The following is a 21,926-nucleotide window of genomic DNA, read 5'->3' as shown; positions in this document are numbered from 1 at the left end:
TGATGCGGGTCGATGCTCAAGCGGTAAAGGGTTTCATCGCTGAGAATGCCTGAGGGGCCGCGCCCTCACCCCGGCCCTCTCCCGCAAGCGGGAGAGGGAGCAACACCGGCAGGACCGCCTAAGCTCTGCCAGAGCCTGGCTCGAGGACTGCACAGGACGAATCGCTCCCTCTCCCGCGTCCCGCAAGGGGAGAAACCGGGAGAGGGCGCAACACCCGCAGGACTGCGTAAGGTCTGCCAGAGCTTGGCTCGAGGACTGCACCGGGCGAATTGCTCCCTCTCCCGCTTGCGGGAGAGGGTTGGGGTGAGGGGCGGGCATTCCAAAACAAAGGCCCTTCGATGAAAGTAGTAGGTTTCAGCGTGATATTCCGGCTCTGGCAAACCACCCTTGTCGAGCAGATCATCAGTCGCCGGGCACGCCTGGTTCAAGGTGATGCGGGTCGATGCTCAGGTGGTAAAGGGTTTCATCGCTGAGAATGCCCGAGGGGCCGCGCCCTCACCCCAGCCCGCAAGCTGGAGAGGGAGTAACACCGGCAGGACCGCCTACTTTGCCAGAGCCTGGCTCGAGGACTGCACAGGACGAATTGCTCCCTCTCCCGCTTGCGGGAGATGGCTGGGGTGAGGGGTGGACATTCCAAACCAAGGTCTTTGGATGAAAGTAGTAGGTTTCAGCGGTTATTCCGGCTCCGGAAAAACCACCCTTGTCGAGCAGATCATCAGTCGGCTCAAGCTTGCCGGGCAACGCGTTTCAGTCGTCAAGCACGCTCATCACGATTTCGACATCGACCACGAGGGCAAGGATTCGTGGCGACATCGTCAGGCCGGCGCTTTCGAGGTGGTGGTGGCTTCCGATCGCCGGCTGGCCAAGATCCGCGAATATGAAGTGGAGTCGGAACCCACGGTGCACCAACTGATCGTCGAGCTCTACGACTGCGATTGGGTGCTGGTCGAAGGTTTCAAGCACGCCGACATCCTCAAAATTGAAGTCTGGCGCGCGGCGGCCAACAAACCGGCGCAATATCCGAACGACCCTTTCGTCGTCGCGATTTCAACCGACAGCCCCGATCAGTTGCCCCAACCCACAGCATTACCCCTTCTGGACCTCAACGACCCGGATGCCGTGGCACATTTCCTTCTTGGAAATCCCGAGCGCTATGAGTACCGATCACCCCTCTTCGACACCGGCGCGCCCGCCCATGCTGACGCTGGCGCAAGCGCTGGACCGGCTGATCGGCGCGACCCGGCCAATTAGCCGGGACGCAGCCGAAACTGTCTCCACCTTTGACGCGCTGGGTCGTATCCTTGCAGAGGACGTCCGATCCTCGCTCGATGTTCCTTCCGCCGATAACACGGCCATGGACGGCTATGCCATGCGCAGTGCCGACATCCCCGAAGCAGGCACGACCCTGCCGGTGAGTCAGCGCATTCCGGCAGGCATGCCGCCTGAGAGGCTTCAGGCCGGGACGGCGGCGCGCATCTTCACTGGCGCGCAGATCCCGCAAGGCGCCGATACCGTTGTGATGCAGGAGCAGTGCGAGGCGCTAGATGGGGCAGTGCGGGTCAATACCGTGCCGGCACCGGGTCAGTGGATTCGCCGCCGTGGTGAAGACGTTCAGAACGGGGCCACGGTACTTGCCAAGGGCGACCGCTTGACGGCGCAGGCGATGGGGCTCGCTGCATCGGTCGGTGCCGCCAAGCTCAAAGTGGCGCGTCGGCCCAAGGTCGCGCTGTTTTCGACCGGAGATGAACTCGTCATGCCCGGCGAGGCGTTGAAACCCGGTGCCATCTACAACTCCAACCGTTTTATGCTGCGCGGCCTGATCGAGTCCCTGGGCTGCGAATGCACCGACTTCGGCATCGTCCCGGACCGCCTCGATGCGACCCGCGACGCCTTGCGTCGTGCGTCCATGGGACAAGACCTGATCGTCACGAGCGGCGGCGTCTCGGTCGGCGAAGAAGACCACCTCAAGCCCGCCGTGCAGGCCGAAGGTCGGCTCGATCTCTGGCAGATTGCAATGAAACCCGGCAAGCCACTGGCATTCGGCGAGGTGGATCGCCCGGACGGCACGAGCGCATATTTCATCGGCCTGCCCGGCAACCCGGTGTCCAGCTTCGTCACCTTCCTGATGGCCGTGCGGCCGGTGATCATGCATCTGCAGGGTGCCAAGGTGCTGACGCCACGGGCGGTCAACCTGCGTGCTGATTTCGACTGGCCGCGACCCGACAAGCGCCAGGAATTTCTTCGGGTGAGGCTGAATGATCACGGTGGTCTAGACCTCTTTGCGAACCAGAGTTCAGGCGTGCTGACGTCCGTGGTGTGGGGTGACGGTGTTGTCGACAACCCGCCGGGCCAGGTCATTCAGCGAGGCGATGCGGTACGTTTCCTCGCGTTTTCAGAGTTCCTGCGATGAATACTGTGAACGTGCGCTATTTCGCTTCCATCCGCGAGGTGCTTGGAAGCGGCGAGAAGATCGATGTCCCTGACGAGGTAACCGTTGCCGCGCTGCGCGACATCCTCATCGGCAAGAGTCCCGCTCATGCCGCGGCGTTGGCGCGTGGCAAGGCCTTGCGCTGCGCGCTGAACCAAGCGCTCAGCGAAGAGTCGGCTTTGGTCGGGCAGGGCGCCGAGGTGGCGTTCTTTCCCCCCGTGACGGGCGGGTAAAGCCATGGGTCGCGCTCGGGTCACCATCCAGACGGAAGACTTCGACTTGGCAGCGGAAATTGCGGCGCTGCGTGCGCAAGACTCGGCGGTTGGCGCCGTCGCCTCCTTCATCGGCACCGTGCGTGACCGCAACGAGGGCCTGGGCGTGAGCTCGATGGAGCTCGAGCACTATCCCGGCATGACTGAGAAGGCCATCGAAGCCATGGTCGACGACGCGCTGTTCCGCTTCAACATCCGCGGCGTGCGCGTCATCCACCGCGTTGGCATGCTCATGCCGCAAGACCAGATCGTGCTCGTCGCAGTCACGTCTGTGCACCGCGAGCAAGCCTTCCAGGCCTGCGAGTTCCTGATGGACTATCTCAAGACCCAGGCGCCGTTCTGGAAAAAGGAGCACACCCCTGAAGGCGCCCGCTGGGTCGATGCCCGCGTGAGCGACGACGACGCGCTCATGCGCTGGGGCCTGTCCAGCAGGAACGCCGCGGCATGATGCCCGCGGTGACGGTTTCACAGGTCCTTGCCGTGGCCGTGGGCGCGACCTTTGGCGCGTGGCTGCGCTGGCTGGCGGGCCTGTGGCTCAATGCGAAGTGGGCGGGCTTTCCGCTAGGCACCTTGTTGGTGAACTGTGTCGGCGGCTTGCTCATCGGTGGCTTGCTGCTGTGGTTCGAGCGCACGCCCAATGAGCTTATGCGGCTGCTGCTGGTCACGGGATTGTTGGGCGGGTTGACGACGTTTTCGTCTTATTCGGGTGAATCCTTGATCTTGATTCAGCGAGGTCACCTGGCTTTGGCCTTGGGGCACACGATGGCGCATGTCGTGGGGGCGCTGGCATGTGCGGCGCTTGGGTATCGAGTCGTCGCGCACCTGCTCGGGGTCGATTGATCAGGCAGCGTCTACCGCAATGCCGACGCACAGCAAATTCAACTGCAGCGCATCTTCCTCGGGCAGCTTGCCCGCACACAAGAGCGCGGCACGCTGAATGGCCCGCAGCCGGAACATCAATTCATCCTCGATTGCCTCGACCTCCGCCGAGTTCTGTGCCGCCACGGCGTGCGGGCTCCACAAGCCGCTCATGTTCCAACCGAGCTGCAGGCGCGACAGCAGGTGTTGCGCCAATTCAAGCGCTGCCTTGTACGACGGCGTCTGTGCCATTGTGAGAAGCGAACTCGCATTGCTCTGCGCGGCCTGCAGGGCATCGCCGAGCTTCGACAAGCGCATGTTGATCTCGTCGATGCTCAAGCTTGCCTGCAACACAGGTTGTGTGCGTGCCGCGTGTGACACGGGCCCCACCCAGCTCAGGTCATATTCGCCAGGTACCACGCGCAGGGCGACGCTCGCATGCGACAGGTGAGGGTGCTCCTTGCGCAGGGCACCCAGGGTTCCTTCCACCACCCCCAGCATGCGCCCGAGCGGCGACACCTGATCGCGTTGCAAGCAATGCGGGTAGCCCGATCCGTCGAGCTTTTCGTGATGCTCCGCGATGGCACGTGCCACTTCCGGTGGGTAGTTGGTGAGCTGCTCGATCAACAGCTTGCCGATGTGCGGGTGGACGACCAGTTGTTGATAGCTGCGGAAATCGAGCGCGCGATCGGAGTCGGCTTCGCCGAATCGCGGGTCGATGTACATCTCGCCCAAGTCGTGCAGCAGTCCGCACAGCATTGCCACGCGCAGCTCGCGCGTGCTGCCGCCATGCGATATGGCGAGCGCGCCGCACAAGGCCATGGCCTGCACCGCATGGTCAAAGGAGTCGGGGCGCGACGCCTGTCCAGCGGTGAGCAGCAGTTGCGCCACAGGATGGATGGGCAGGTGTACCGCAGCATGAACGATATCGTCGGCATGCGCTTGCAAGAGCGGTTTGAGTGGCGTGTCTTGTTCGAGCAGCTTTTCGACGGCGAGCAGCAAGCTGCGCGAACTGACACCGTTTTCCGCAATCAGGCAGCTTTCGAGCGGCTGGCGCAGCTGCCGGTCGAGCAGCTTGCGCTGCAAGGCCTGCGACACCGGCTGGTCACGCGCCCAGAGCTTGGTGCCGGAAATGTCGAAGATGTCGCGCGATGCAATGATCGACTTTGTCTGGCTGGCGTCGAGGATCGTTGCCAATGCATGCCGATTGGCAATCAGGAAGCCGGCTTGCGGCGGGGAGGAAGTCATGGCAGTTCTCCAGTGGCCCTGTCATCTGGATTTCGACAAGGCACTGGAGGACTCAAGGGCAGAACTGTGACAAGGCGTATACCGATTTCGCAGTCTGGGTGAATGCCTTGGCCGGGCTGGGGAACATCCCCTATCAATCGAAATCCCCGCCCCCACCACCTGTGTCGGAGCTCCCACCGCTGTCCCACCCGCCGCCATCTCCCGAACCGCCCACATCAATGCTCGGCGACGCATCGCCGCGGTCGAAGTCCTCGATCGGTGTGTAGCCGCCTGCGCCGCCGGTGCTTGCGCCACTGGTGTTCGCGTGCGCGCTGCCACTCATCAAGCTACCCAGCACGGCACCCGCCGCCAAGCCGCCCAATGCCGCTCCGGCGGTGCCGAGACCCGATCCTGAATTGCGCACCCCCATTCCCATTCCCATGCCTTGGTTGCCCATGTTGGCGTTGCGCATGCGCTGCAGTTCCAGCTCGCGTTCCGCCTCGATCTCGCTTGGCCTACGCTCGCCGCGTACCTCGGCGGCGATGTCGCGAACGCGGCGCAGCAAATCGACCGATTGCGTCAGGTCGCTGCGATTCGCCATCGTTGCCAGGTGAGCCGACACATCGCCCTGCGCACGAACAACGCGGTCGGACAAGGCAAGGCGCTGCTCCATGCTCAAGTCAGTGCGGAAGTCGATCGATTTCCCAGCATCGCGCAGGTCATTCAACGCTTCCTCGAGTTTGGCCTTGATGGCGGCGCGTTCCCCCGTCAGCCCGCGGTTCCTGGCCGTCCGCACGGCCCAGAAGATGAAACCCACGAGCGCTATCAGGCCCGCCCACATCCAGAAGTTCGACCCCGATTTCTGCGGCGGTGCAGGCGAGTCGTAGCTGACGGCCGGCGCACGCTCGATCGGTGCAGGCAAGGCCTGGTGCGGCGCGACAGGCTCGCTGCGCACCGCTGGAGCGCCTGTTGGCGTCAACGCCCGCTCCAGCTTAGCGAGACTTGCCTTGTCTGACGCGAATGCAAGTTTTGGGTCTAGGTCCTTCGCCGCCGACAGATGCTGACGCGCGTCCTTGAGCTGTCCTTCGCGGTACTTGACCTGCGCCTGCCAGTAGTGGGCCAGCGCGTTGTCGGGATGCTTGCTCAGTACGTCCGTGAGCCTCGTGTCCGCCTGCGACCAGCGGCCGGCCTGCATGTCGGCCTGGATGTCTTCTTTTGCGCCGGCCTGAGCCGACACGGCGGCGAGGGCGACCAATGCGCCGCATAGAAATCGAGTGAGTGATGTTGGCATGCTGCCTCCTTTGTGGCAGTGGTGAATGGCGCCAAGCGTACCCCATTGATGTGAACGCACACCGAGGCAGAATTGCGGCGGATGGAACTTCCGATATGGTGGTGAAACGACGGTTGCGCAATGCCCCGGCCTGGAATGTTGAGCCTGAGAGGCTGAGAGTATTTCGAACAGAGATGCACCGCATCTGCCACCGCAAGATCCACGCGACCTTCTCTGAGAAGGAATTGGCGCGGGAGTTCCACACTTGGCAGGCGCTGCGCGAACATCCCGTCATCGCTGATTTCGTCAAGTGGGTCGCGGGCAAGCCGCCAGAGTTCTATCGCCGTAATGCGCGGGCGGCCTGCAAGGGCTGACGAATTGGGCGAACACGCAGTCGTTCGCTCTTCTCTCCACTTGCCATTCCAAGACGTTCAAATCCCCGGCTCGGTGTAGGCTCTAGTGCGTTTGCACTTCTTGAAAGAAGGGTTCGAGCGTGAGCAGCGTTCATACGGATGACTTCAAGGGCCGCACCGCCGTCGTCACCGGCGCAGCTTCGGGCATTGGCCTTGCCTTGTCGCGTGCCTTGCTCAATGGCGGCGTGAACGTGCTGATGGCGGACAGCAACAGCATCGCCCTGGCCTGTGCCGTCGAGAGCCTGTCTGTCCATGCCGCGCAAGTGCAGCACGCTGCGGTTGATGTCACGGACGCGGAAGCCGTGCAACTGCTCGTGGACTTCGCCGAGGCCCGACTGTCTCGAGTCGACTTCCTGTTCAACAACGCGGGCATCTCCGGCGTTCCTTCAGTCGTCGATGCCTCGCTCGATGACTGGAGACGCATCGTCGACGTCAACCTTTGGGGCGTGATCAACGGGATCCACGCCGTGCTGCCGCTGATGCGCCGGCAAGGCGGTGGGCACATCGTCAACATTGCGTCGATCGCGGGCCTGCTTCCGTCGCCAAGCAACGTGCTCTACACGACGACAAAGTTCGCCGTCGTCGGCCTGTCCGAGAGCCTGCGGCACGACCTTGCCGCCGACGGCATTGCCGTGAGCGTCGCCTGCCCTGGCGCTGTGGCGACGAACATCTGGGGCGCCAAGGAGATTCCGCGCGATGCCATCTCGGCGGAACAAGCCGCCGACGAAATCCTGCGCGGCGTGGCCCGCAAGCAAGGCATCATCGTCTTCCCGGGCCGCATGCGCCGAGGCTGGTTGATGCAACGCTGGTTCCCTCGAAAGATGGATCGGATCCTTGCCAAGATGGCCCGGCCGCGGGCGCAGGTACGCTGATCGCAACCACAGGTGCCCTTCATGGATACATGAAGCGCACTTGCCAATCGCAGGGGCCGGGCCACATCGTGTAGCCGGCCTTGGAAAAAATGATCAGTTCGTCGCGATGTGCCTTGAGCCTCTGAGCCTCAAAACACCCAGAGGTCGTTCTTCGGAATCTCCAGCCACTGTTCGCCCGTCGACAAGGACTCGCGGCCGTACGCACGCAAGCGCATCTCCCCCAGATGGAACAGGTACTCCCACTTGTCCCCAAGGTACATCGACGTCACGAGCGGCAGCTTCACGCGGTTCTCGCCCGGCCCTTCGGCCACGCGCACGCGCTCCAGCCGGATCATCGCGGTCGCCTTTGATCCGCTCGCCTTCGCCCCACCACGCGATTCGCCCCAGAGGCTCCATCCCGGTCCGGCCAGCAGCGTCGCGCCATTGCGCACTTCGCTTACCGTGCCTTCGATCTTGTTGTTGCTGCCCATGAAGTCCGCGGCGAACAAGGTCTGCGGGCGACCGTACATCTCTTCCGGCGTGCCTTGCTGTTCGATCACGCCGTTGTTGAGCAAGAGGATGCGATCGGACATGGCCATCGCTTCGTTCTGGTCGTGCGTGACGACGAGCGCCGACAACTGCATCTTCAGGATCAACTCTCGCAGCCATGCCCGTGCCTCCTCGCGCAGCTTCGCGTCGAGGTTGGACAGCGGTTCGTCCATCAGAATGACCGGCGGGTTGTAGACCAGCGCTCGCGCGATCGCGACGCGCTGCTGCTGCCCGCCCGAGAGCTGATGCGGTAACCGGTCGCCCAGGTGCCCGAGGCCCAGGTTCTGCAGCGCGTTATCCACCCGCTGCTTGATCTCGCCGGAAGGCACGCTGCGCAGTTTCAAGCCATACGCCACGTTGTCGAACACCGTCTTGTGCGGCCACAGCGCGTACGACTGGAACACGAGGCCCAGGTTGCGCTTCTCGGCAGCCACCTCGAAGTTCTTGCTGCCGTCGAACACGGGCTTGTCTTCGATCTGAATGACGCCTCGAAGAGGGACTTCCAGGCCCGCGACGGCGCGCAAGAGGGTCGTCTTGCCGCTGCCCGAGGGCCCCAGCAGCGAGACCACTTCGCCTTGCTGTAGCGCCATCGAGACGCCCTTGAGGATGGCGTTGTCGCCATAGGAGAGATGCAGGTCTTGAACGGCCAGCTTAGTCATGAAGATTCACTCCGAATCGCAGCGCGATGGTGAGGCCGGCGGCCACAAGAACAACGTTGATGAGGGACAGTGCGGCGACCATGTCTGCGCCGCCGGTAGACCACAGCGAGACGAGCAGGGAGCCGATCACTTCCGTGCCCGGACCGAGCAGGTAGACACCCGTCGAGTATTCGCGCTCGAAGATCATGAACACGAGCAGCCAGCTCGCGAGCAGGCCGAAGCGGATCAGCGGCAGCGTGACGTGCCGATTGACTTGGCCGCGCGTGGCGCCCACGCTGCGTGCAGCTTCTTCCAGCTCTGGGCCGACTTGCAGCAGCGAGCTCGACACGAGCCTCATGCCGTAGGCGAGCCACACAACGGTGTAGGCGAGCCACACGCTGAAGATGGTGCCGCGCAGTGGAGCCAGCGGCGGAAAGAACAAGAAGACCCACAAGAATGCCAGACCGGCCAGCAACCCCGGCACCGCGCGTGGCACGAGGACGAGGTAGTCGACGAATCTCGCCCAGCCGTCGTTGCGGCGATGTGTGGTGAGACCTACAGCGGTGTAGCACGCCACCGCCAGGGCCCCGCCCACGACGCCAATCAACACCGTGTTCACAATGCCCCGAACCAGCGTCGGCTGTTCGAACACCGTGCGGAAATGATCAAGGGTGAGCACTTCGGACAGTTTGATGCCTTCGCCCCACTGGCTCACGAAAGCACGCAAGGCAATGCCTGACAGCGGAACGATGATCGTGAGAAAGAGCCAAAGCGCAACGATGGCAGCTGCCACCCAGCGCCATTGGCCCAGTGGCAGCGGGCGTTGACGCCCAGCCTTGCCCTTGACCGTGACGTACTTGCCGGCGTTCTTCAGAAGATGCCGCTGCAGCATGACAAGTGGAAAAGTCACCGCGACGATGCAAACCGCCACCGCCGCCATCAGGTGGTACGAGGGCGTGCCCAGCTTGTTGGTGAGCTTGTAGAGATAGGTCGCGAGCACCAGGTGGCCTTCTGGATCGCCCAGCACCAAGGGCAAGCCGAAGATTTCGAATCCGAGGAAGAAAACGAGCACCCCGGAGTACAGCAACGACGGCGTCACCATGGGCAGGCTCACGTCGCGAGCCACCTGAAAGGGCGATGAGCCCGTCATGCGCGCCGCTTCCTCGACGTCCGAGCCGAGGCTCTTCAGCGCCGAAGATGAATACAAATACACGTGCGGCACATGCGTCAGCCCCGCGATGATCGCGATGCTGGTGAGGGAATACACGTTCCATGGCACGCCGCCAAGAATCTGCTTTGCCCACACCGAATAGAAGCCCACCGGCCCGGCCGACACGACGTAGCCAAAGGCCAGCACCATGGGCGACACGAACACCGGAATCAGCAACAGAGGTTCGATCCACCGTCGACCCGGCAAGTCCGTGCGAACCATCAGGAATGCGAGGATGCCGCCGAGCGGCACGGCGATGAGCACCATGCCGCCGGCAATGACCAGCGAGTTCTTGAACGAGTCCCAGAAGTCCGAGTCCGCAAAGATGAACTCGAACGCGCCGGCCCCGATGGTCTTGTTGGGCATGAAGAATGGGGCATTCAACATGCTTTGATAGAAGATCAGCCCCAGCGGAAGGAACACCGCGAGCGCGGTCAGCCCAATGACGCTGACACGTGGCAGCGAGGCCCGCATTTACTTGCTTCCCTTGATGGCCTGTTGCCAGTGCTTCAGGAATTCCAATCGCTTGGTCTGGTCCAGGAAGCTCAGCAGCTCAGGGCCGACGGGAATCGGCTTGAGCGTTGCGCCCAGCGTCTTCGTGAGCCCTGCGAGCGTCTGGTCGCCTTCCACGTCGGCGCGGATCGACCCCAGCTCAGCCTGGTTGGCGACGATGGTCTGGCCGCGCTTGGACAAGATGTAGTCGACCCACAGCTTGGCTGCGTTGGGGTTCTTCGCGCCCTTTGAAGCGAACATCACGCGCGACATCACGAGTGTGTAGTCCTTGGGATAGACGACGCCGATGCTCGGGTCTTTCTTTGCGCGCAGCAATGCGTACGAGCTGAAGATGTTGAAGCCCAGCACGTTCTCGCCGGAGCTGATACGTTCCATCATCGTCCCCGAACTCGACTGGAAGCGCGGGCCGGCGGCACCCAATGCCTTGACGAAATCCCAGAAGGCGGGGTTGTGCTTGCTGTCTTGCGTGATGAGCATGAAGCCCACGCCCGACTTCTCAATGTCATAGGTGGTGACCTTGCCCTTGACCTTCTCGGCCTTCTGCGTGAACACGCGCATCATGTCTGCGTGGCTTTGCGGAATCTCGTCGCCGCTCAACAGGCGCTTGTTGTAGACGATGGCGATCGGCTCGTAGGTCGTACCGAAGGCTTCGTTCTTCCACACCGCCCAGTTCGGCACGTGCGGCAGTTCGGGCGATGCATAGGCGAGGGCGCTCCCATCGTTCACGAGCTTGATCTGCAAGTCCATCGACGAGCTCCACAGCACGTCGGCGGAGCCGCCGCCGGCTGCGCGTTCGCTGATGAAGCGGTTGTACAGCTCGGTGGAATTCATGTCGTTGTATTCGACCGAGATGCCGGGATAGAGCGACTGGAAGTCCTTGATCAGTGGGTTGGCGGAAGCGGTGTCGGTGGTGCTGTAGATCACCACCTTGCCTTCCTTCTTTGCTGCAGCAATGGTGTCGGCGTAATTGGCGGGGTAGCCCGCGGGAACTTGCGCCTGGGCCAGGAGCGGAGCGGAGATCACGAGGGTGAGCAGCGAGCCCAGCATTGCTTTTCGGATGTGTTTCATTTGCGTCTTCCTTGTGAGCGTCAAGTGACGGTGCTGGGCGCTTTCTGGCCCTGTGCTGGATCAGATCAGAAACGCAAGCTCATGCCAACGCCCAGCCCAGGGCAGGGTCAAGGACATAGCCCAACGATTTGGTTCTGAGAGGCTGAGAGTATTTCGACCCCTGCTCGTCGTCGCAAATGCTCGCCATAGCTCGGCTCTAGTGCAGTGTTCCGCATGGCGTGGAACACTGCACTTGATTAGGGAAAGCCCGTAAAGGTTTGCGTACGCCCCGGGCGGCGTGGGATTGTCCGCGGCAGTCGTGTTTTTGAAGTTGGTTGACGCAAGAGTGACTCGGCGCCCGCGCTACAGTTCCTTCATGTCTCGCCCGCTCATTGCCCTTGACGCCGACGGTGTCCTCGTGGACTTTCATGTCGGCTATGCGAATGCATGGCACAGGGCCTTCGGAGAAATGCCACACGAGCGCGATCCGCTCGCGTATTGGCCCTTCGACCGGTGGGACGTCGATCGACTCTCGGGCAAACGACTGGCGCATTTTCGCGATCACTTCGACACGCACTTCTGGTCCTCCCTGCCGGCCATCGATGGCGCGGTCGATGCGTGCCATCGCCTACACGATGCCGGCTTCGATTTGATCTGCGTGTCGGCCCTGGAGGCGCATCACCAGAGTTCGCGGCTTGCCAATTTGCGAAAGCTCGAGTTTCCGATCGAGCGTGTCATTGCCACCGGCAACGCCCCTGGTGAACGAAGCCCGAAGGCCGATGCGATCGTCGAACTTTCGCCCGTGGCCTTCGTCGATGACTATCTCCCCTACATGCGCGGCGTGCCCGAGCAGGTGCATCTGGCGCTGGTGCTTCGCGCGCCCAATGGCAGCCCGAACGAAGGTGCGGACTTGAAACTCGCCAAGTCGATCCATCAAGATCTGCGCGACTTCGCGGATCACTGGCTGTCGCGCACATGAATCGGCATTTCGATCTCTTTGGTGACTTGCACTTGATCCCCAATGCTTTCGTGGCCCACCACGATCAACGCGCCTGACGTCTCTTTCGACACTTCCGACGCTGCCGGAAGTCCCGCGGAGCGCGTGTCAATGAGTTGGGCTGTCGAGGTTGGTACCAATCTTTCGTGCGGCGTACCCCCTAGTTTCAAGGCGGTCCACGCGCCGCGTGGCTGGCATCATGCCGAGCTTCGAAACTTTTTCTCCGTGGCACATGAAGCAACTCACCGTGATGGCCTTGGCTTTGTCGTGCCTGACGCTTGCATCGTGCGGGAAGAAGGCTGCCGAGGCTCCTTCTGCTCCTGCGGTCGCAGCTCCGACCCCGACCCCGGCCCCGACCCCGGCCCCGGCCCCCACTCCTGCCGCCAAGGCTCAAAACACCGAAGGCCAGGAGGAGCTTGCGAGAAAGCAGGCCCTGATGGAATACGCCACGATGGAGGACAAATACCTGAATGATCCGCGTGCGCAGTGGGCAACAGGAGGGCAGGCGAGTTCGAGTTACGTTGACGGCGATGGGAAAACGTCGGACACCTACTCCCCCAAGAGCGCCGCCGGCCCCGTCGATGGAAATTATTGGTCGAATAGTCATTCCGACCTCGGATTCGACTGGTTGGAGATGGCGTTTGCCAAGCCTGTCTCGGCCACCGAAGTGCGTATCGTGTTCCTGGGCGGCAAGGGCGCCGAGGCTGTGAACAAACTGGAGCTGCAAGACACCGACGGTAAATGGAACACCGTCTGGTCGGGCATCTCGGACGTGAAGCGTGACGAGCGCGGCGGCCGCACGTGGTTCGTCCGAACCTTTGAAAAGACAGCCTACAAGGTCAAGGCGGTCAAGTTCACGATCGCGAACAACGTCCAACACGGCTATAAGGAAGTGGACGCGGTGCAGTTGGTCGGCGATTGAGGAATGCGTTGACTGAGAGGCAGGCAAAAAAAGAGAGACAGGGCAAACCTGTCTCTCTTTGTCAGTTCGGGCCACTGTGGCGCCGAAATATTTACTTGCCGGTGGCGGTCTTCATGTCGGCCTTGGCGTCGGCCTTGACGGCTTCGGTCGTGGCCTTGGCATCTGCCTTGTCGGCGGCGGCTTCGACCTTGACCTTATCAGACTTGGCATTGGCCTTCACCATCTTCTTGGTGGCCTTTTCGTCGGCCTTGGCATCGACCTTGTCGGCCTTGGCTTCAGCCTTCATTTTGTCTTCGGAGTCTGCCGTGGCGACCTTTGCGTGAGCCTTGGCCTTCTTCTTGGCAGCATCTGCCTTTGCATCAGCCTTGGCTTCGCTGGCTTTGGCATCGGCCTTGGCGACCTTGGCATCGGCCTTCGCGTCGACCTTGGCTTCAGCTGCTGCCGCCTTGGCAACATTCTTCTCGGCCTTGGCTTCGGCCTTCATTGCGGCGGGTGCAGAAGCCGCGGGAGCGGCGGTCTGAGCAATAGCCACGGATGCGAAGAAGCTGGCGATCAGGGTTGCGAGCAGTTTGTTCATCAGGTGCGTCCTACAGAAGTTAAGGAAGGGCCGGACCGAAGTGATCGGGCGTGACTCAACAACGCCATCTTTCCTTGCCCGTTGACCGGATTGGTAATGGCCCTACAAGACATGGGTCTTCGAATGCAACGCCCCATTCCGTCAGGCACACGAGTTGCCTGAGAAACATGGGCCCGTGCGAGTGAATCGTTTTGCACGGACCATTTTCAACATGACAAGGAGAGCTGATATGGCCAGCTACGGTAAGAAAGCATCGGAGAAAGTCGAACGCGCCATGCACGAGCGCAAGCGCGGCGAACTCAAGAGCGGTTCAGGCCAAACGGTGAAGAGCCGCGCGCAGGCGGTTGCCATCGGGCTGTCGGAGGCGCGCAAGGCCGGCGGAAAAGTGCCTGCGAAAGCGAAGAGTTCGGCGAAGAAGTCCGAGCGTAGCAGTTAAGGACATCGCCCAAATTGGGAAATTGTCCCGGGTTGCGCCCGCGCGACCACGGCTCGCATTCACGCGTATTTCAACTCGCTCGCCTTGCCGCCGAACACGCGGTAGGCGAGCACGGTATAGGCCGCGATCGCCGGCACTGAGATCGCCACCCCGATCAAGATCACCTTGAGCGCCGCGGGGCTGCTCGCGGCCTGCCAAATCGTCATGCGGTCCATCACAACGTAGGGGTACAGGCTGTAGGCGAGGCCGGTGAAGCCGAGCATGAAGACCGTGACGATCAGTGCAAAGGGCAGCCAGCACAGCTTGCCGAGCACGCGGTGCGAGTTGAGCATGCCTCGCGTTGCGAGCAAGGCGGTGATGGTCATCAAGGGAATTGGGAAGAGCGCGATGAACGCGGGCATCGAGAACCAGCGACCGCGCACGGTCGGGCTCACGATGGGCGTGATGATCGAGATGAGTCCCATGCCGACGACGACTGGCAGCCACGCTTGCTTGGCCCATGCGACCGCAAGCTTCTGCAATTCGCCTTCGGTTTTCAGAATGAGCCAGCAGGCGCCGAGCAGCACATAGGCCGCGGGCAATGCGAGGGCGATGGCTGCGGCAAACACCTGGTACTGCCAACCGGCTTGCAAGCCGGTGATGTAGTGCCCGAGCATCCAACCCTGCGCCGCGGCCGTCACCCCCGAGCCGATGAAGAACACACGGTTCCACATGTCCTTGTGGCTGTCATGCGCCTTCACTCGGAAGTCGAAGGCGACACCGCGCAGGACGAGGCCGATGAGCATGAAGGCCACAGGCAGGTACAGCGCGGTCAGGACCACACCGTGCGCCTTCGGAAATGCGATGAGCAAGATGCCCACCCCCAGCACGAGCCAGGTTTCGTTTGCGTCCCAGAAAGGGCCGATGGTGGCGATCATCATGTCCTTCTGCGCGTCGTTGCCACGCGGCAGCAAGAGCCCGACGCCGAGGTCATAACCGTCGAGCACGACGTAGGTCAACATGGCGAGGCCCATCACGGCCATGAAGATCAGCGGCAGCATGTCGTCGAAGCTCATGTCGTCCTCCCGGCGGCAGCTGCCGCTACCGCGCTGCCGCTTTGCGGCGCCTGCGGTGTCTCATCGACTGGCTTCTCGGCCATGTACTTGATGACGCTCACATAGGCGACGATGAGCGCCAGGTACAGCGTGACATAGAGCGCGAAGGTGGAGACGATCATCTCCGATGGAACTTTCGATGCGACATCCGCGGTGCGCAGCAGGCCGTAGACGATAAAGGGCTGGCGACCGATCTCGGTCACGTACCAGCCCGCCAGCGTGGCAAGCCAGCCAGAGAATGTCATGGCCGTGAGAACCCACAACAGCGGGCGCGGCAAGCTCTCGGCCCCCCATCGGCGCCGCCAGTACAGGAGCAGGCCCACCCAGCTCGATGCCAGCATCAACAGGCCCACGCCGACCATGATGCGAAAGCCGAAGAAGAGCGGCGCGACCGGCGGATGCACGCCTTTGAAGTCGTTGAGCCCCTTGATCTCACCGTCGGGATCGTGCGCGAGGATGAGGCTTGCGCCGCGCGGAATGCCGACCACGAAGCGGTTGGTCCGCTGCGTTTCGTCGGGCCACGCGAAAAGCAGCAGCGGCGCGCCTTTTTCGGTGTCCCACACGGCTTCCATCGCGGCGATCTTCTGCGGTTGATGGTGCAGCGTGTTCAAGCCATGCTGGTCGCCGACGAACACCTGCACCGGCACGATCACTGCGGCCAGCGTCAGCGCCACGCGAAGCACCAAGCCGGTCGATGCATTGCGCTTTCCGCGCAGCAGTTGCCATGCACTCACACCGGCGAGGAAGAAGGCCACGGTGAGCGTCGAGGCGAGCAGCATGTGCGTGAGCCGGAACGGGAAGGACGGGTTGGACAGTATTTCCAGCCAGCTCGTCACATGGAACACGCCGTCGCGAATTTCATAGCCCACCGGGGTCTGCATCCACGAGTCGAGGCACAAGATCCAGAAGGCGCTGATGGTGGTGCCCAGGGCCACCAGAAAGGTGGCGGTGAAGTGCAGCTTCTCGCTCACGCGGCCGTGGCCGAACAACATGATCCCGAGAAAGCTTGCTTCGAGGAAGAAGGCGGTCAACACCTCATACCCGAGCAGAGGCCCTGCGATATTGCCCACGTGCTCCATATAGCCCGGCCAGTTGGTGCCGAACTGAAAGCTCATGGTGATGCCGCTGACGACGCCGAGCGCGAAGCTCAGTGCGAACACCTTGGTCCAGAAGCGGTAGGCCACAAGCCACGCCGTATTCTCCGTCCTGAGCCAGCGGAAGCGGAAGAAGAGCAACATCCACCCCAGCGCGATGCTGATCGTCGGAAAGAGGATGTGAAAACTCATGTTGGCCGCAAATTGGGCGCGGGCGAGCAGAACGGGGTCCATGTCGCTTGAGTCCTTTAGGATCTGGCTCGATATAACACTTCGATACCTCAGGGCAGGGTATGCCTGTGGCGTATCGAAGCCTCAACCCTCGGTGGAGGGCATGCAGGCGGCTTGGCTTTGCGAGATCAACTCGGGCAAGCGCTGCGCCTGCCAGCCCATCTTCATGAGCTGCGCGACGGTGTCATGTCCTGGGAGGAGCCGCTACACCCGCGCCCAGAACACGGCAAACCAGCCATCTGCCGATGTCCAGCATTGGTTCGATTGAAACCCGGCGCGACCAAGCAAAGCTGCAAACGAATCCACCGTGTACTTGCAAGAGATCTCTGTATGAATCCGCTCGCCTTCGCGAAACCACCGTCGCCCATTCGGCCAGCGCACGTCGACTTCTCGCCGCGCCTCCAGGTGCATCTCGATGCGCGAAGCCCCTTCATTGAAGAGTGCGACATGCCGCCATTGCCTCGGATCGAAATCAGTCCCCACGCTGCGATTCAGGTTGCGCAGCAAGTTGAGATTGAACGCCGCGGTGACACCCAGAGCGTCGTCGTAGGCGGCTTCGAGCACGGCCTTCGGCTTGACGAGATCGACGCCGATCAACAATCCGCCGCCATGTACCTGCGCACGAATGCCCGCGAGAAATGTCGCCGCCTCGTCCGGCGTGAAGTTGCCGATGCTCGACCCGGGGTAGAAGAACACCGTCCGGTCTTCCTGCGACAAAACACCTGACGGCAAGGTCGGCGAGTGCGAGAAGTCCATGCCCACGCCCACGACGTCCAGCGCGTGATGCTCCTTTTGCAAGCGGCGAAGCGCGTCTCGCAAATAGTCGGCGGAAATGTCGACGGCAACATACCGCGCAGGGTCGAGCAAGGGCAGCAGGCTGGCGGCCTTCGCGCAGTTGCCGGCGCCCAGGTCGATGAAGGTCGATCTGCCGCCGATCTGCTGGGCCATCTCGGCCCCATGGGCTGCGAAGATGGCCGCTTCGGTTCGCGTCGGGTAGTACTCCGGCAGCTCCGTGATCGCATCGAAAAGATGCGAGCCGAGCCGGTCGTAGAAGTACTTGGGCGATGCATCGGCGGGCGTGCGCATCAGGCCGGCGATGGCAGCCGAGCGTTCGTCGTGTGAATCGCTTTGATGCGTCTGGATGAATCGGGGCTTTCGTCTTGTCATCATTGCCTCGTCAGGTTTTTCGGGGCATCTTGCCCTGGAGGGGTAGCCCTGTCGATGACAGGGATGCAACCAGACATAATTCCGCCACCTCGACCGTCGGTTTTTCCTCCATGCGTCCCATGCAGATCGGTTTCTCGATCAACGAAATCCTCTTCCTCATTTCGCTCGTCACCGGGCTGTGCTGGGTGGCGTGGCGCGCCAAGCTGCGCACCATGAGCGAGCCTCCGTCCAAGAAGCCGCTGTGGGTCAGTTTCGGCTCCGAGCTCTTCATCGTCGTGGCACTGATGTTCACCTGCCGCATCGCGCTGGCCGACTGGCCCAAAGTGCCGTCGGGCTCGATGGAGCCGACCTTGCGCGTGGGCGACTACCTGCTCGTCAACCATCTTGCCTACGGACCGCGGCTGCCCTTTACCAACACGGCCATCGAGATGGGCAAGCCGCAGCGCGGTGACGTGGTGGTGTTCCGCTTTCCGCTGGACGTGTCGCAGTTCTACGTGAAGCGGCTGGTCGGGATGCCGGGTGATCGGGTGCAGTTCAAGGATGGCGTGGTGAGCATCAACGGCGCGCCCTTCGATGCACAGGACGTTGGCGATGGCACGGCACCGGAAGATTTCAACCAACTGCTGGTGCGCGAAACGGTTGGGGGAAATACCCACATCCTCAAGATCAACCCGCTGTGGCGGGGGCGTCATCAGCTTCACCTTGAGGTTCCGGAGCTCGCCGCCAACTGCAAGACCGAACGCGACGGTCAGTGGGAATGCGTGGTGCCCGAAGGCGAATACATGATGCTCGGCGACAACCGCGACAACTCATCTGACTCGCGCGTGTGGGGCTTTCTGCCGCACGAGCAGATCTATGGCAAGGCGGTGCGGGTTCTTATCAACTTCTCAGACTTGAAGCGCGCATGGACAGCACTGTGAGTGCCCCGCAGGACCTCGCCGGCCGTCACATCGTACTGGGGCTTACTGGCGGTATCGCGTGCTACAAGGCGGCCGATCTGGCGCGTGAACTCGTCAAAGCGGGTGCGACGGTGCAAGTCGTGATGACGGCAGCCGCTGAGCAGTTCATCACCCCGGTGACGATGCAGGCCCTGTCCAATCGAAACGTCTACGCCAGCCAGTGGGACGCGCGCGAGCCCAACAGCATGGCGCACATCAACCTCACGCGCGAGGCGGATGCCGTGCTGGTGGCGCCGGCGAGTGCTGATTTCATGGCCAAGCTCGTGCACGGTGCCGCGGATGATCTGCTGAGCCTCTTGTGCCTCGCTCGGCCCATCGAGCGCTGCCCGCTGCTGGTGGCACCCGCGATGAATCGCGAAATGTGGGCGCATCCGGCCACGCAGCGCAACATGGCGCAATTGCGCACTGACGGCACGACCATCCTCGGCCCCGCGGCCGGCGACCAGGCTTGCGGCGAGATCGGCGATGGGCGCATGCTCGAAGCGGAAGAGTTGTGCGCGGAGATGATTGCCTTCTTCCAGCCCAAATCGCTGCTCGGAAAGCGCATGCTGATCACGGCTGGGCCGACCTTCGAGCCCATCGACCCGGTGCGCGGCATCACCAATCTTTCCAGCGGGAAGATGGGATTCGCGATCGCCCGTGCCGCGATGGAAGCGGGTGCGGACGTGACCCTGATCGCCGGGCCGGTGCATCTGCCCACGCCTCGCGGCGTGCGGCGCATCGATGTGAAAACGGCTCAGCAGATGCACGATGCCGTCTTGCCGGCTGCGGCACAGCACGATGTATTCGTCGCGACGGCCGCGGTGGCTGACTGGCGGCCTGCATCTCTGTCTGAGCAGAAGATCAAGAAGAACGGCAACAAGGTGGCGCCGACCTTCGAGCTGACTGAAAACCCCGACATCCTTGCCGCGGTGGCGCGCATGCCTGACAGACCCTACTGCGTTGGCTTCGCCGCGGAGAGTCACGACTTGCTCAAGCACGCCAAGGAAAAGCTAGAGCGCAAGAATGTGCCGCTGATTGTCGGCAACCTCGGACCTGCCACTTTCGGGCGGGACGATAACGCGCTGATGCTGGTGGATGCAAATGGGCATCGGGCGTTGCCACCAGCGGACAAGCTGACACTGGCGCGGCAGCTGGTGGCGGAAATTGCGTCGCGCCTCGGCAAGCTTTCCGCATGACTCTGCGGGAAGCCGTGTTTCTTCAACCTTGAGTTGCCCCTACCCAGCCCTATCCCCTAAGGTTCCCTATGGGGAGGGTGACAAACGAACTCCTATGCAATTGAATGAGATTGACGTCAAGATCCTCGATGCCCGCATGGCCGACCAGATGCCGGCTTATGCGACACCCGGCAGCGCCGGCCTCGACCTGCGTGCCTGCCTGGACAGGGCATTGGTCCTCGAACCTGGCCAATCGCAGCTCATCCCGACCGGTTTGTCCATCCACATCGGCGACCCAGGTCTCGCGGCCATGATCCTTCCGCGCTCCGGCCTCGGGCACAAACATGGCATCGTGCTCGGGAATCTGGTGGGCCTGATCGACTCCGATTACCAGGGGCCGTTGATGGTGAGCTGTTGGAATCGCGGCGCGACGGCTTTCACCGTGCAACCGATGGAACGAATTGCGCAACTTGTCATCGTTCCGGTCGTGCAGGCGGCTTTTCGGGTGGTGACCGAGTTCGGCGCTTCCGAGCGCGGCGAGGGCGGATTCGGTTCGACGGGCAAGCATTGAGGAGTCTTTCTCCTCGTGCTCTCGACCCCACAAGCCCTTCGATCGCGAAGCGACCCTGTCCTGAGGTATCGAAGGATCAGGGCGAACGGGTATTGGTGGGAGAGCGACAAACAAGGCTCAGCCTCCCAGCCGATCAAAGGCCTGTCCTGTCAGTAGTTCATTCGGCGGTCCGGATATCGCGATGCGGCTGAAGAATCGTCAACCCCGAGGTGAATCCGAGAATTCAACGCTGCGGCATTTCGGCATTTCAGGAAAAAGAATCGGCCAGTCCGGCTATCGCATAAGCCTTGTCTCTGATGTCGCCGAGGCCGATGGCAGCGGCGACGAGGCGCTCGCGCTGACCCTCGTTCAGATGGGCCACTTGCGCGCCCAGCGCGGCTATCGGGTCGGCCTCGCCTAAGCTTTGGAAGCGGACAAGAGGCGTTCTTGCTGTTGATGCTGCGGATTTAAGAGTCCGAGCATGGGTGCATACGCCTCAACACGCTCTGCGGTGCGCTGGCTTCTGCTGGCCCAGGCCGGTGAGCCTGCGAAGCAGGCATGGTGTAACGAAGCCGGTCCCGCCAGCCTGTGCCTCCTCTGCCGCGTCGGCGATATCTACCTGCTCGACTGCTCGACCGCTTCCGTGAACGTGCAAGCCACCTCGGTTTGGAATGCGACACTCTCGAAGACCCTGGCGTACACGCGGTCGATGTTGTTGTGCATGGCCTGCTCCAGTACGCCGCCGGGCGCGAGATCTTCACCGCGAGCTATGTGGCAGTCACGGACCAAACGTTCCATGGCTTTCATCCGGCGACCCAGTAGTCGGTATTTGGGGAAGGAGTCGACTTCATGCACCAAACCCCGTAGAGCGCGAGACGTCTCCGACAGGGCGATCAGATTACGGGCCTGCGAAGGTGCGTCGCTCGGCAAGCGCTTCAGGATCTCCTTGTGGATATCCCGGGGGAGCATGTCGAAAGTTGTTGTTACTCGTGGCGCGATGCTGCCCGAAGACGATGCCCTCGCTATCAATGCGGGCGGCCCGGAAAGGCCGCTCTCTCGGGCGGGTCGTGATGCCGGTGTGGGATCACCTTGCTGTCCCGCCGCTCCGGTTGGCGAGTGCTGCGTACCCGTGACTGGCCTGGAAAAGTTGAAACCCATGATGACTTCGTTTGAATTTGATGTGAATGAAATGGCCGTCCAAAGTAGACCCTTTCCCGCCCACAAACCATGGCGTTCAACCGAAGTGCTGTTCAAGCAAACGAACAGACCCACTACGCACTCATCCCAGAGTCGAGCTCTCCCGGAGGGCTGACCTTTACGTACGCTGGACACGCGGAAGATGGCCGTTGGAGCAAATTTTTCCCTTACGAGGTTTGAAGAAGGCGGGGTTGACGCATGACAAGTTCATGTTTGCTCAGAGGCCCAGGCCCCTCACCCCAGCCCTCTCCCCGAAGGGGCGAGGGAGC

Annotated in this window: 24 protein-coding genes; 14 read left to right on the top strand and 10 right to left on the bottom strand. The window is 62.2% G+C overall.

The window, feature by feature from the left end; translation table 11 throughout:
• Positions 1 to 651 precede the first annotated feature (651 nt).
• From mobB to crcB, 5 genes are read left to right on the top strand one after another with little or no spacing between them, the layout of a single operon-like run.
• On the top strand, positions 652 to 1,251 hold the full coding sequence (mobB, locus tag AC30NL_RS16235) for a molybdopterin-guanine dinucleotide biosynthesis protein B (protein ID WP_489465038.1): 600 nt from the start codon (positions 652 to 654) through the stop codon (positions 1,249 to 1,251).
• The gene (locus AC30NL_RS16230; RefSeq protein WP_489465039.1) at positions 1,196 to 2,410 is read left to right on the top strand and encodes a molybdopterin molybdotransferase MoeA; all 1,215 of its coding nucleotides are present in this window, start codon (positions 1,196 to 1,198) and stop codon (positions 2,408 to 2,410) included. The genes mobB and AC30NL_RS16230 overlap by 56 nt, the downstream gene beginning before the upstream one ends.
• Complete coding sequence (gene moaD / locus AC30NL_RS16225; RefSeq protein ID WP_489465037.1) at positions 2,407 to 2,661, top strand: molybdopterin converting factor subunit 1; 255 nt, start codon at positions 2,407 to 2,409, stop codon at positions 2,659 to 2,661. The genes AC30NL_RS16230 and moaD overlap by 4 nt, the downstream gene beginning before the upstream one ends.
• A gap of 4 nt (positions 2,662 to 2,665) precedes the next feature.
• Entirely contained in the window at positions 2,666 to 3,148 is a 483-nt protein-coding gene (gene moaE / locus AC30NL_RS16220) for a molybdopterin synthase catalytic subunit MoaE (protein ID WP_489465036.1), read from the top strand.
• Positions 3,145 to 3,540 (top strand): fluoride efflux transporter CrcB, encoded by a 396-nt coding sequence (crcB, locus tag AC30NL_RS16215; protein WP_489465035.1) that lies wholly within the window; start codon positions 3,145 to 3,147, stop codon positions 3,538 to 3,540. Before moaE ends, crcB begins: the two co-directional genes overlap by 4 nt.
• On the opposite strand, the gene AC30NL_RS16210 is transcribed toward crcB, so the two are convergent.
• The gene (locus tag AC30NL_RS16210) at positions 3,541 to 4,806 is read right to left on the bottom strand and encodes an HD-GYP domain-containing protein (RefSeq protein ID WP_489465034.1); all 1,266 of its coding nucleotides are present in this window, start codon (positions 4,804 to 4,806) and stop codon (positions 3,541 to 3,543) included.
• Between the two features lie 133 nt (positions 4,807 to 4,939).
• On the bottom strand, positions 4,940 to 6,076 hold the full coding sequence (locus AC30NL_RS16205) for a tetratricopeptide repeat protein (RefSeq protein WP_489465033.1): 1,137 nt from the start codon (positions 6,074 to 6,076) through the stop codon (positions 4,940 to 4,942).
• Between the two features lie 95 nt (positions 6,077 to 6,171).
• On the opposite strand from AC30NL_RS16205, the gene AC30NL_RS16200 reads away from it, so the two are divergent.
• Together AC30NL_RS16200 and AC30NL_RS16195 are read left to right on the top strand one after the other, a co-directional pair.
• A complete protein-coding gene (locus tag AC30NL_RS16200; RefSeq protein WP_489465032.1) occupies positions 6,172 to 6,429 on the top strand; it encodes a hypothetical protein in 258 nt (85 codons plus the stop codon).
• Positions 6,430 to 6,548: 119 nt separating this feature from the next.
• A complete protein-coding gene (locus tag AC30NL_RS16195) occupies positions 6,549 to 7,340 on the top strand; it encodes an SDR family NAD(P)-dependent oxidoreductase (protein ID WP_489465031.1) in 792 nt (263 codons plus the stop codon).
• Positions 7,341 to 7,468: 128 nt separating this feature from the next.
• On the opposite strand, the gene AC30NL_RS16190 is transcribed toward AC30NL_RS16195, so the two are convergent.
• The 3 genes from AC30NL_RS16190 to AC30NL_RS16180 are packed head-to-tail and all read right to left on the bottom strand — an operon-like array spanning position 7,469 to position 11,297.
• On the bottom strand, positions 7,469 to 8,527 hold the full coding sequence (locus AC30NL_RS16190) for an ABC transporter ATP-binding protein (RefSeq protein ID WP_489465030.1): 1,059 nt from the start codon (positions 8,525 to 8,527) through the stop codon (positions 7,469 to 7,471).
• Complete coding sequence (locus tag AC30NL_RS16185) at positions 8,520 to 10,190, bottom strand: ABC transporter permease (RefSeq protein WP_489465029.1); 1,671 nt, start codon at positions 10,188 to 10,190, stop codon at positions 8,520 to 8,522. The genes AC30NL_RS16190 and AC30NL_RS16185 overlap by 8 nt, the downstream gene beginning before the upstream one ends.
• Positions 10,191 to 11,297, bottom strand: a complete 1,107-nt coding sequence (locus tag AC30NL_RS16180) for an ABC transporter substrate-binding protein (RefSeq protein ID WP_489465028.1) — start codon at positions 11,295 to 11,297, stop codon at positions 10,191 to 10,193. It lies immediately after the preceding gene.
• Positions 11,298 to 11,652: 355 nt separating this feature from the next.
• Between AC30NL_RS16180 and AC30NL_RS16175 the strand changes: the two genes are divergently transcribed.
• Entirely contained in the window at positions 11,653 to 12,255 is a 603-nt protein-coding gene (locus AC30NL_RS16175) for a 5' nucleotidase, NT5C type (protein ID WP_489465027.1), read from the top strand.
• A gap of 250 nt (positions 12,256 to 12,505) precedes the next feature.
• On the top strand, positions 12,506 to 13,195 hold the full coding sequence (locus AC30NL_RS16170; protein WP_489465026.1) for a hypothetical protein: 690 nt from the start codon (positions 12,506 to 12,508) through the stop codon (positions 13,193 to 13,195).
• 91 nt (positions 13,196 to 13,286) lie between these two features.
• On the opposite strand, the gene AC30NL_RS16165 is transcribed toward AC30NL_RS16170, so the two are convergent.
• Positions 13,287 to 13,772, bottom strand: coding sequence for a hypothetical protein (locus AC30NL_RS16165; RefSeq protein WP_489465025.1), 486 nt, complete (start codon positions 13,770 to 13,772; stop codon positions 13,287 to 13,289).
• Between the two features lie 229 nt (positions 13,773 to 14,001).
• On the opposite strand from AC30NL_RS16165, the gene AC30NL_RS16160 reads away from it, so the two are divergent.
• Positions 14,002 to 14,208, top strand: a complete 207-nt coding sequence (locus tag AC30NL_RS16160; protein WP_489465024.1) for a DUF6496 domain-containing protein — start codon at positions 14,002 to 14,004, stop codon at positions 14,206 to 14,208.
• 59 nt (positions 14,209 to 14,267) lie between these two features.
• Here AC30NL_RS16160 and AC30NL_RS16155 read toward each other — a convergent pair whose 3' ends face one another.
• The 3 genes from AC30NL_RS16155 to egtD all read right to left on the bottom strand — a co-directional run bounded on the left by AC30NL_RS16155 (position 14,268) and on the right by egtD (position 17,797).
• Positions 14,268 to 15,263 carry a cytochrome d ubiquinol oxidase subunit II gene (locus AC30NL_RS16155; protein ID WP_489465023.1) on the bottom strand — a complete coding sequence of 332 codons (996 nt, stop codon included), beginning with the start codon at positions 15,261 to 15,263 and terminating at the stop codon, positions 14,268 to 14,270.
• Positions 15,260 to 16,630, bottom strand: a complete 1,371-nt coding sequence (locus AC30NL_RS16150) for a cytochrome ubiquinol oxidase subunit I (protein WP_489465022.1) — start codon at positions 16,628 to 16,630, stop codon at positions 15,260 to 15,262. The genes AC30NL_RS16155 and AC30NL_RS16150 overlap by 4 nt, the downstream gene beginning before the upstream one ends.
• A gap of 201 nt (positions 16,631 to 16,831) precedes the next feature.
• Positions 16,832 to 17,797, bottom strand: coding sequence for an L-histidine N(alpha)-methyltransferase (egtD, locus tag AC30NL_RS16145; protein WP_489465021.1), 966 nt, complete (start codon positions 17,795 to 17,797; stop codon positions 16,832 to 16,834).
• A 107-nt stretch (positions 17,798 to 17,904) separates the two neighbouring features.
• Here egtD and lepB point away from each other — a divergent pair, with 107 nt between their 5' ends.
• The 4 genes from lepB to AC30NL_RS16125 all read left to right on the top strand — a co-directional run bounded on the left by lepB (position 17,905) and on the right by AC30NL_RS16125 (position 20,881).
• Positions 17,905 to 18,714, top strand: a complete 810-nt coding sequence (gene lepB, locus AC30NL_RS16140; protein ID WP_489465020.1) for a signal peptidase I — start codon at positions 17,905 to 17,907, stop codon at positions 18,712 to 18,714.
• Complete coding sequence (gene coaBC, locus AC30NL_RS16135; RefSeq protein WP_489465019.1) at positions 18,699 to 19,931, top strand: bifunctional phosphopantothenoylcysteine decarboxylase/phosphopantothenate--cysteine ligase CoaBC; 1,233 nt, start codon at positions 18,699 to 18,701, stop codon at positions 19,929 to 19,931. The genes lepB and coaBC overlap by 16 nt, the downstream gene beginning before the upstream one ends.
• 94 nt (positions 19,932 to 20,025) lie before the next feature.
• Positions 20,026 to 20,481: a dUTP diphosphatase gene (gene dut, locus AC30NL_RS16130; RefSeq protein WP_489465018.1), complete on the top strand. Its 456-nt coding sequence runs from the start codon at positions 20,026 to 20,028 to the stop codon at positions 20,479 to 20,481.
• 181 nt (positions 20,482 to 20,662) lie between these two features.
• Positions 20,663 to 20,881, top strand: coding sequence for a hypothetical protein (locus AC30NL_RS16125; protein ID WP_489465017.1), 219 nt, complete (start codon positions 20,663 to 20,665; stop codon positions 20,879 to 20,881).
• A 194-nt stretch (positions 20,882 to 21,075) separates the two neighbouring features.
• Here the strand turns inward: AC30NL_RS16125 and AC30NL_RS16120 are convergent, their stop codons facing one another.
• Positions 21,076 to 21,258 (bottom strand): hypothetical protein, encoded by a 183-nt coding sequence (locus tag AC30NL_RS16120; protein WP_489465016.1) that lies wholly within the window; start codon positions 21,256 to 21,258, stop codon positions 21,076 to 21,078.
• Positions 21,259 to 21,926 lie beyond the last annotated feature (668 nt).

The sequence above is a fragment of the Rhizobacter sp. genome (assembly GCA_021153565.1).
Lineage (GTDB): Bacteria > Pseudomonadota > Gammaproteobacteria > Burkholderiales > Burkholderiaceae_C > Albitalea.
This window is presented reverse-complemented; position numbering and strand designations above follow the sequence as displayed.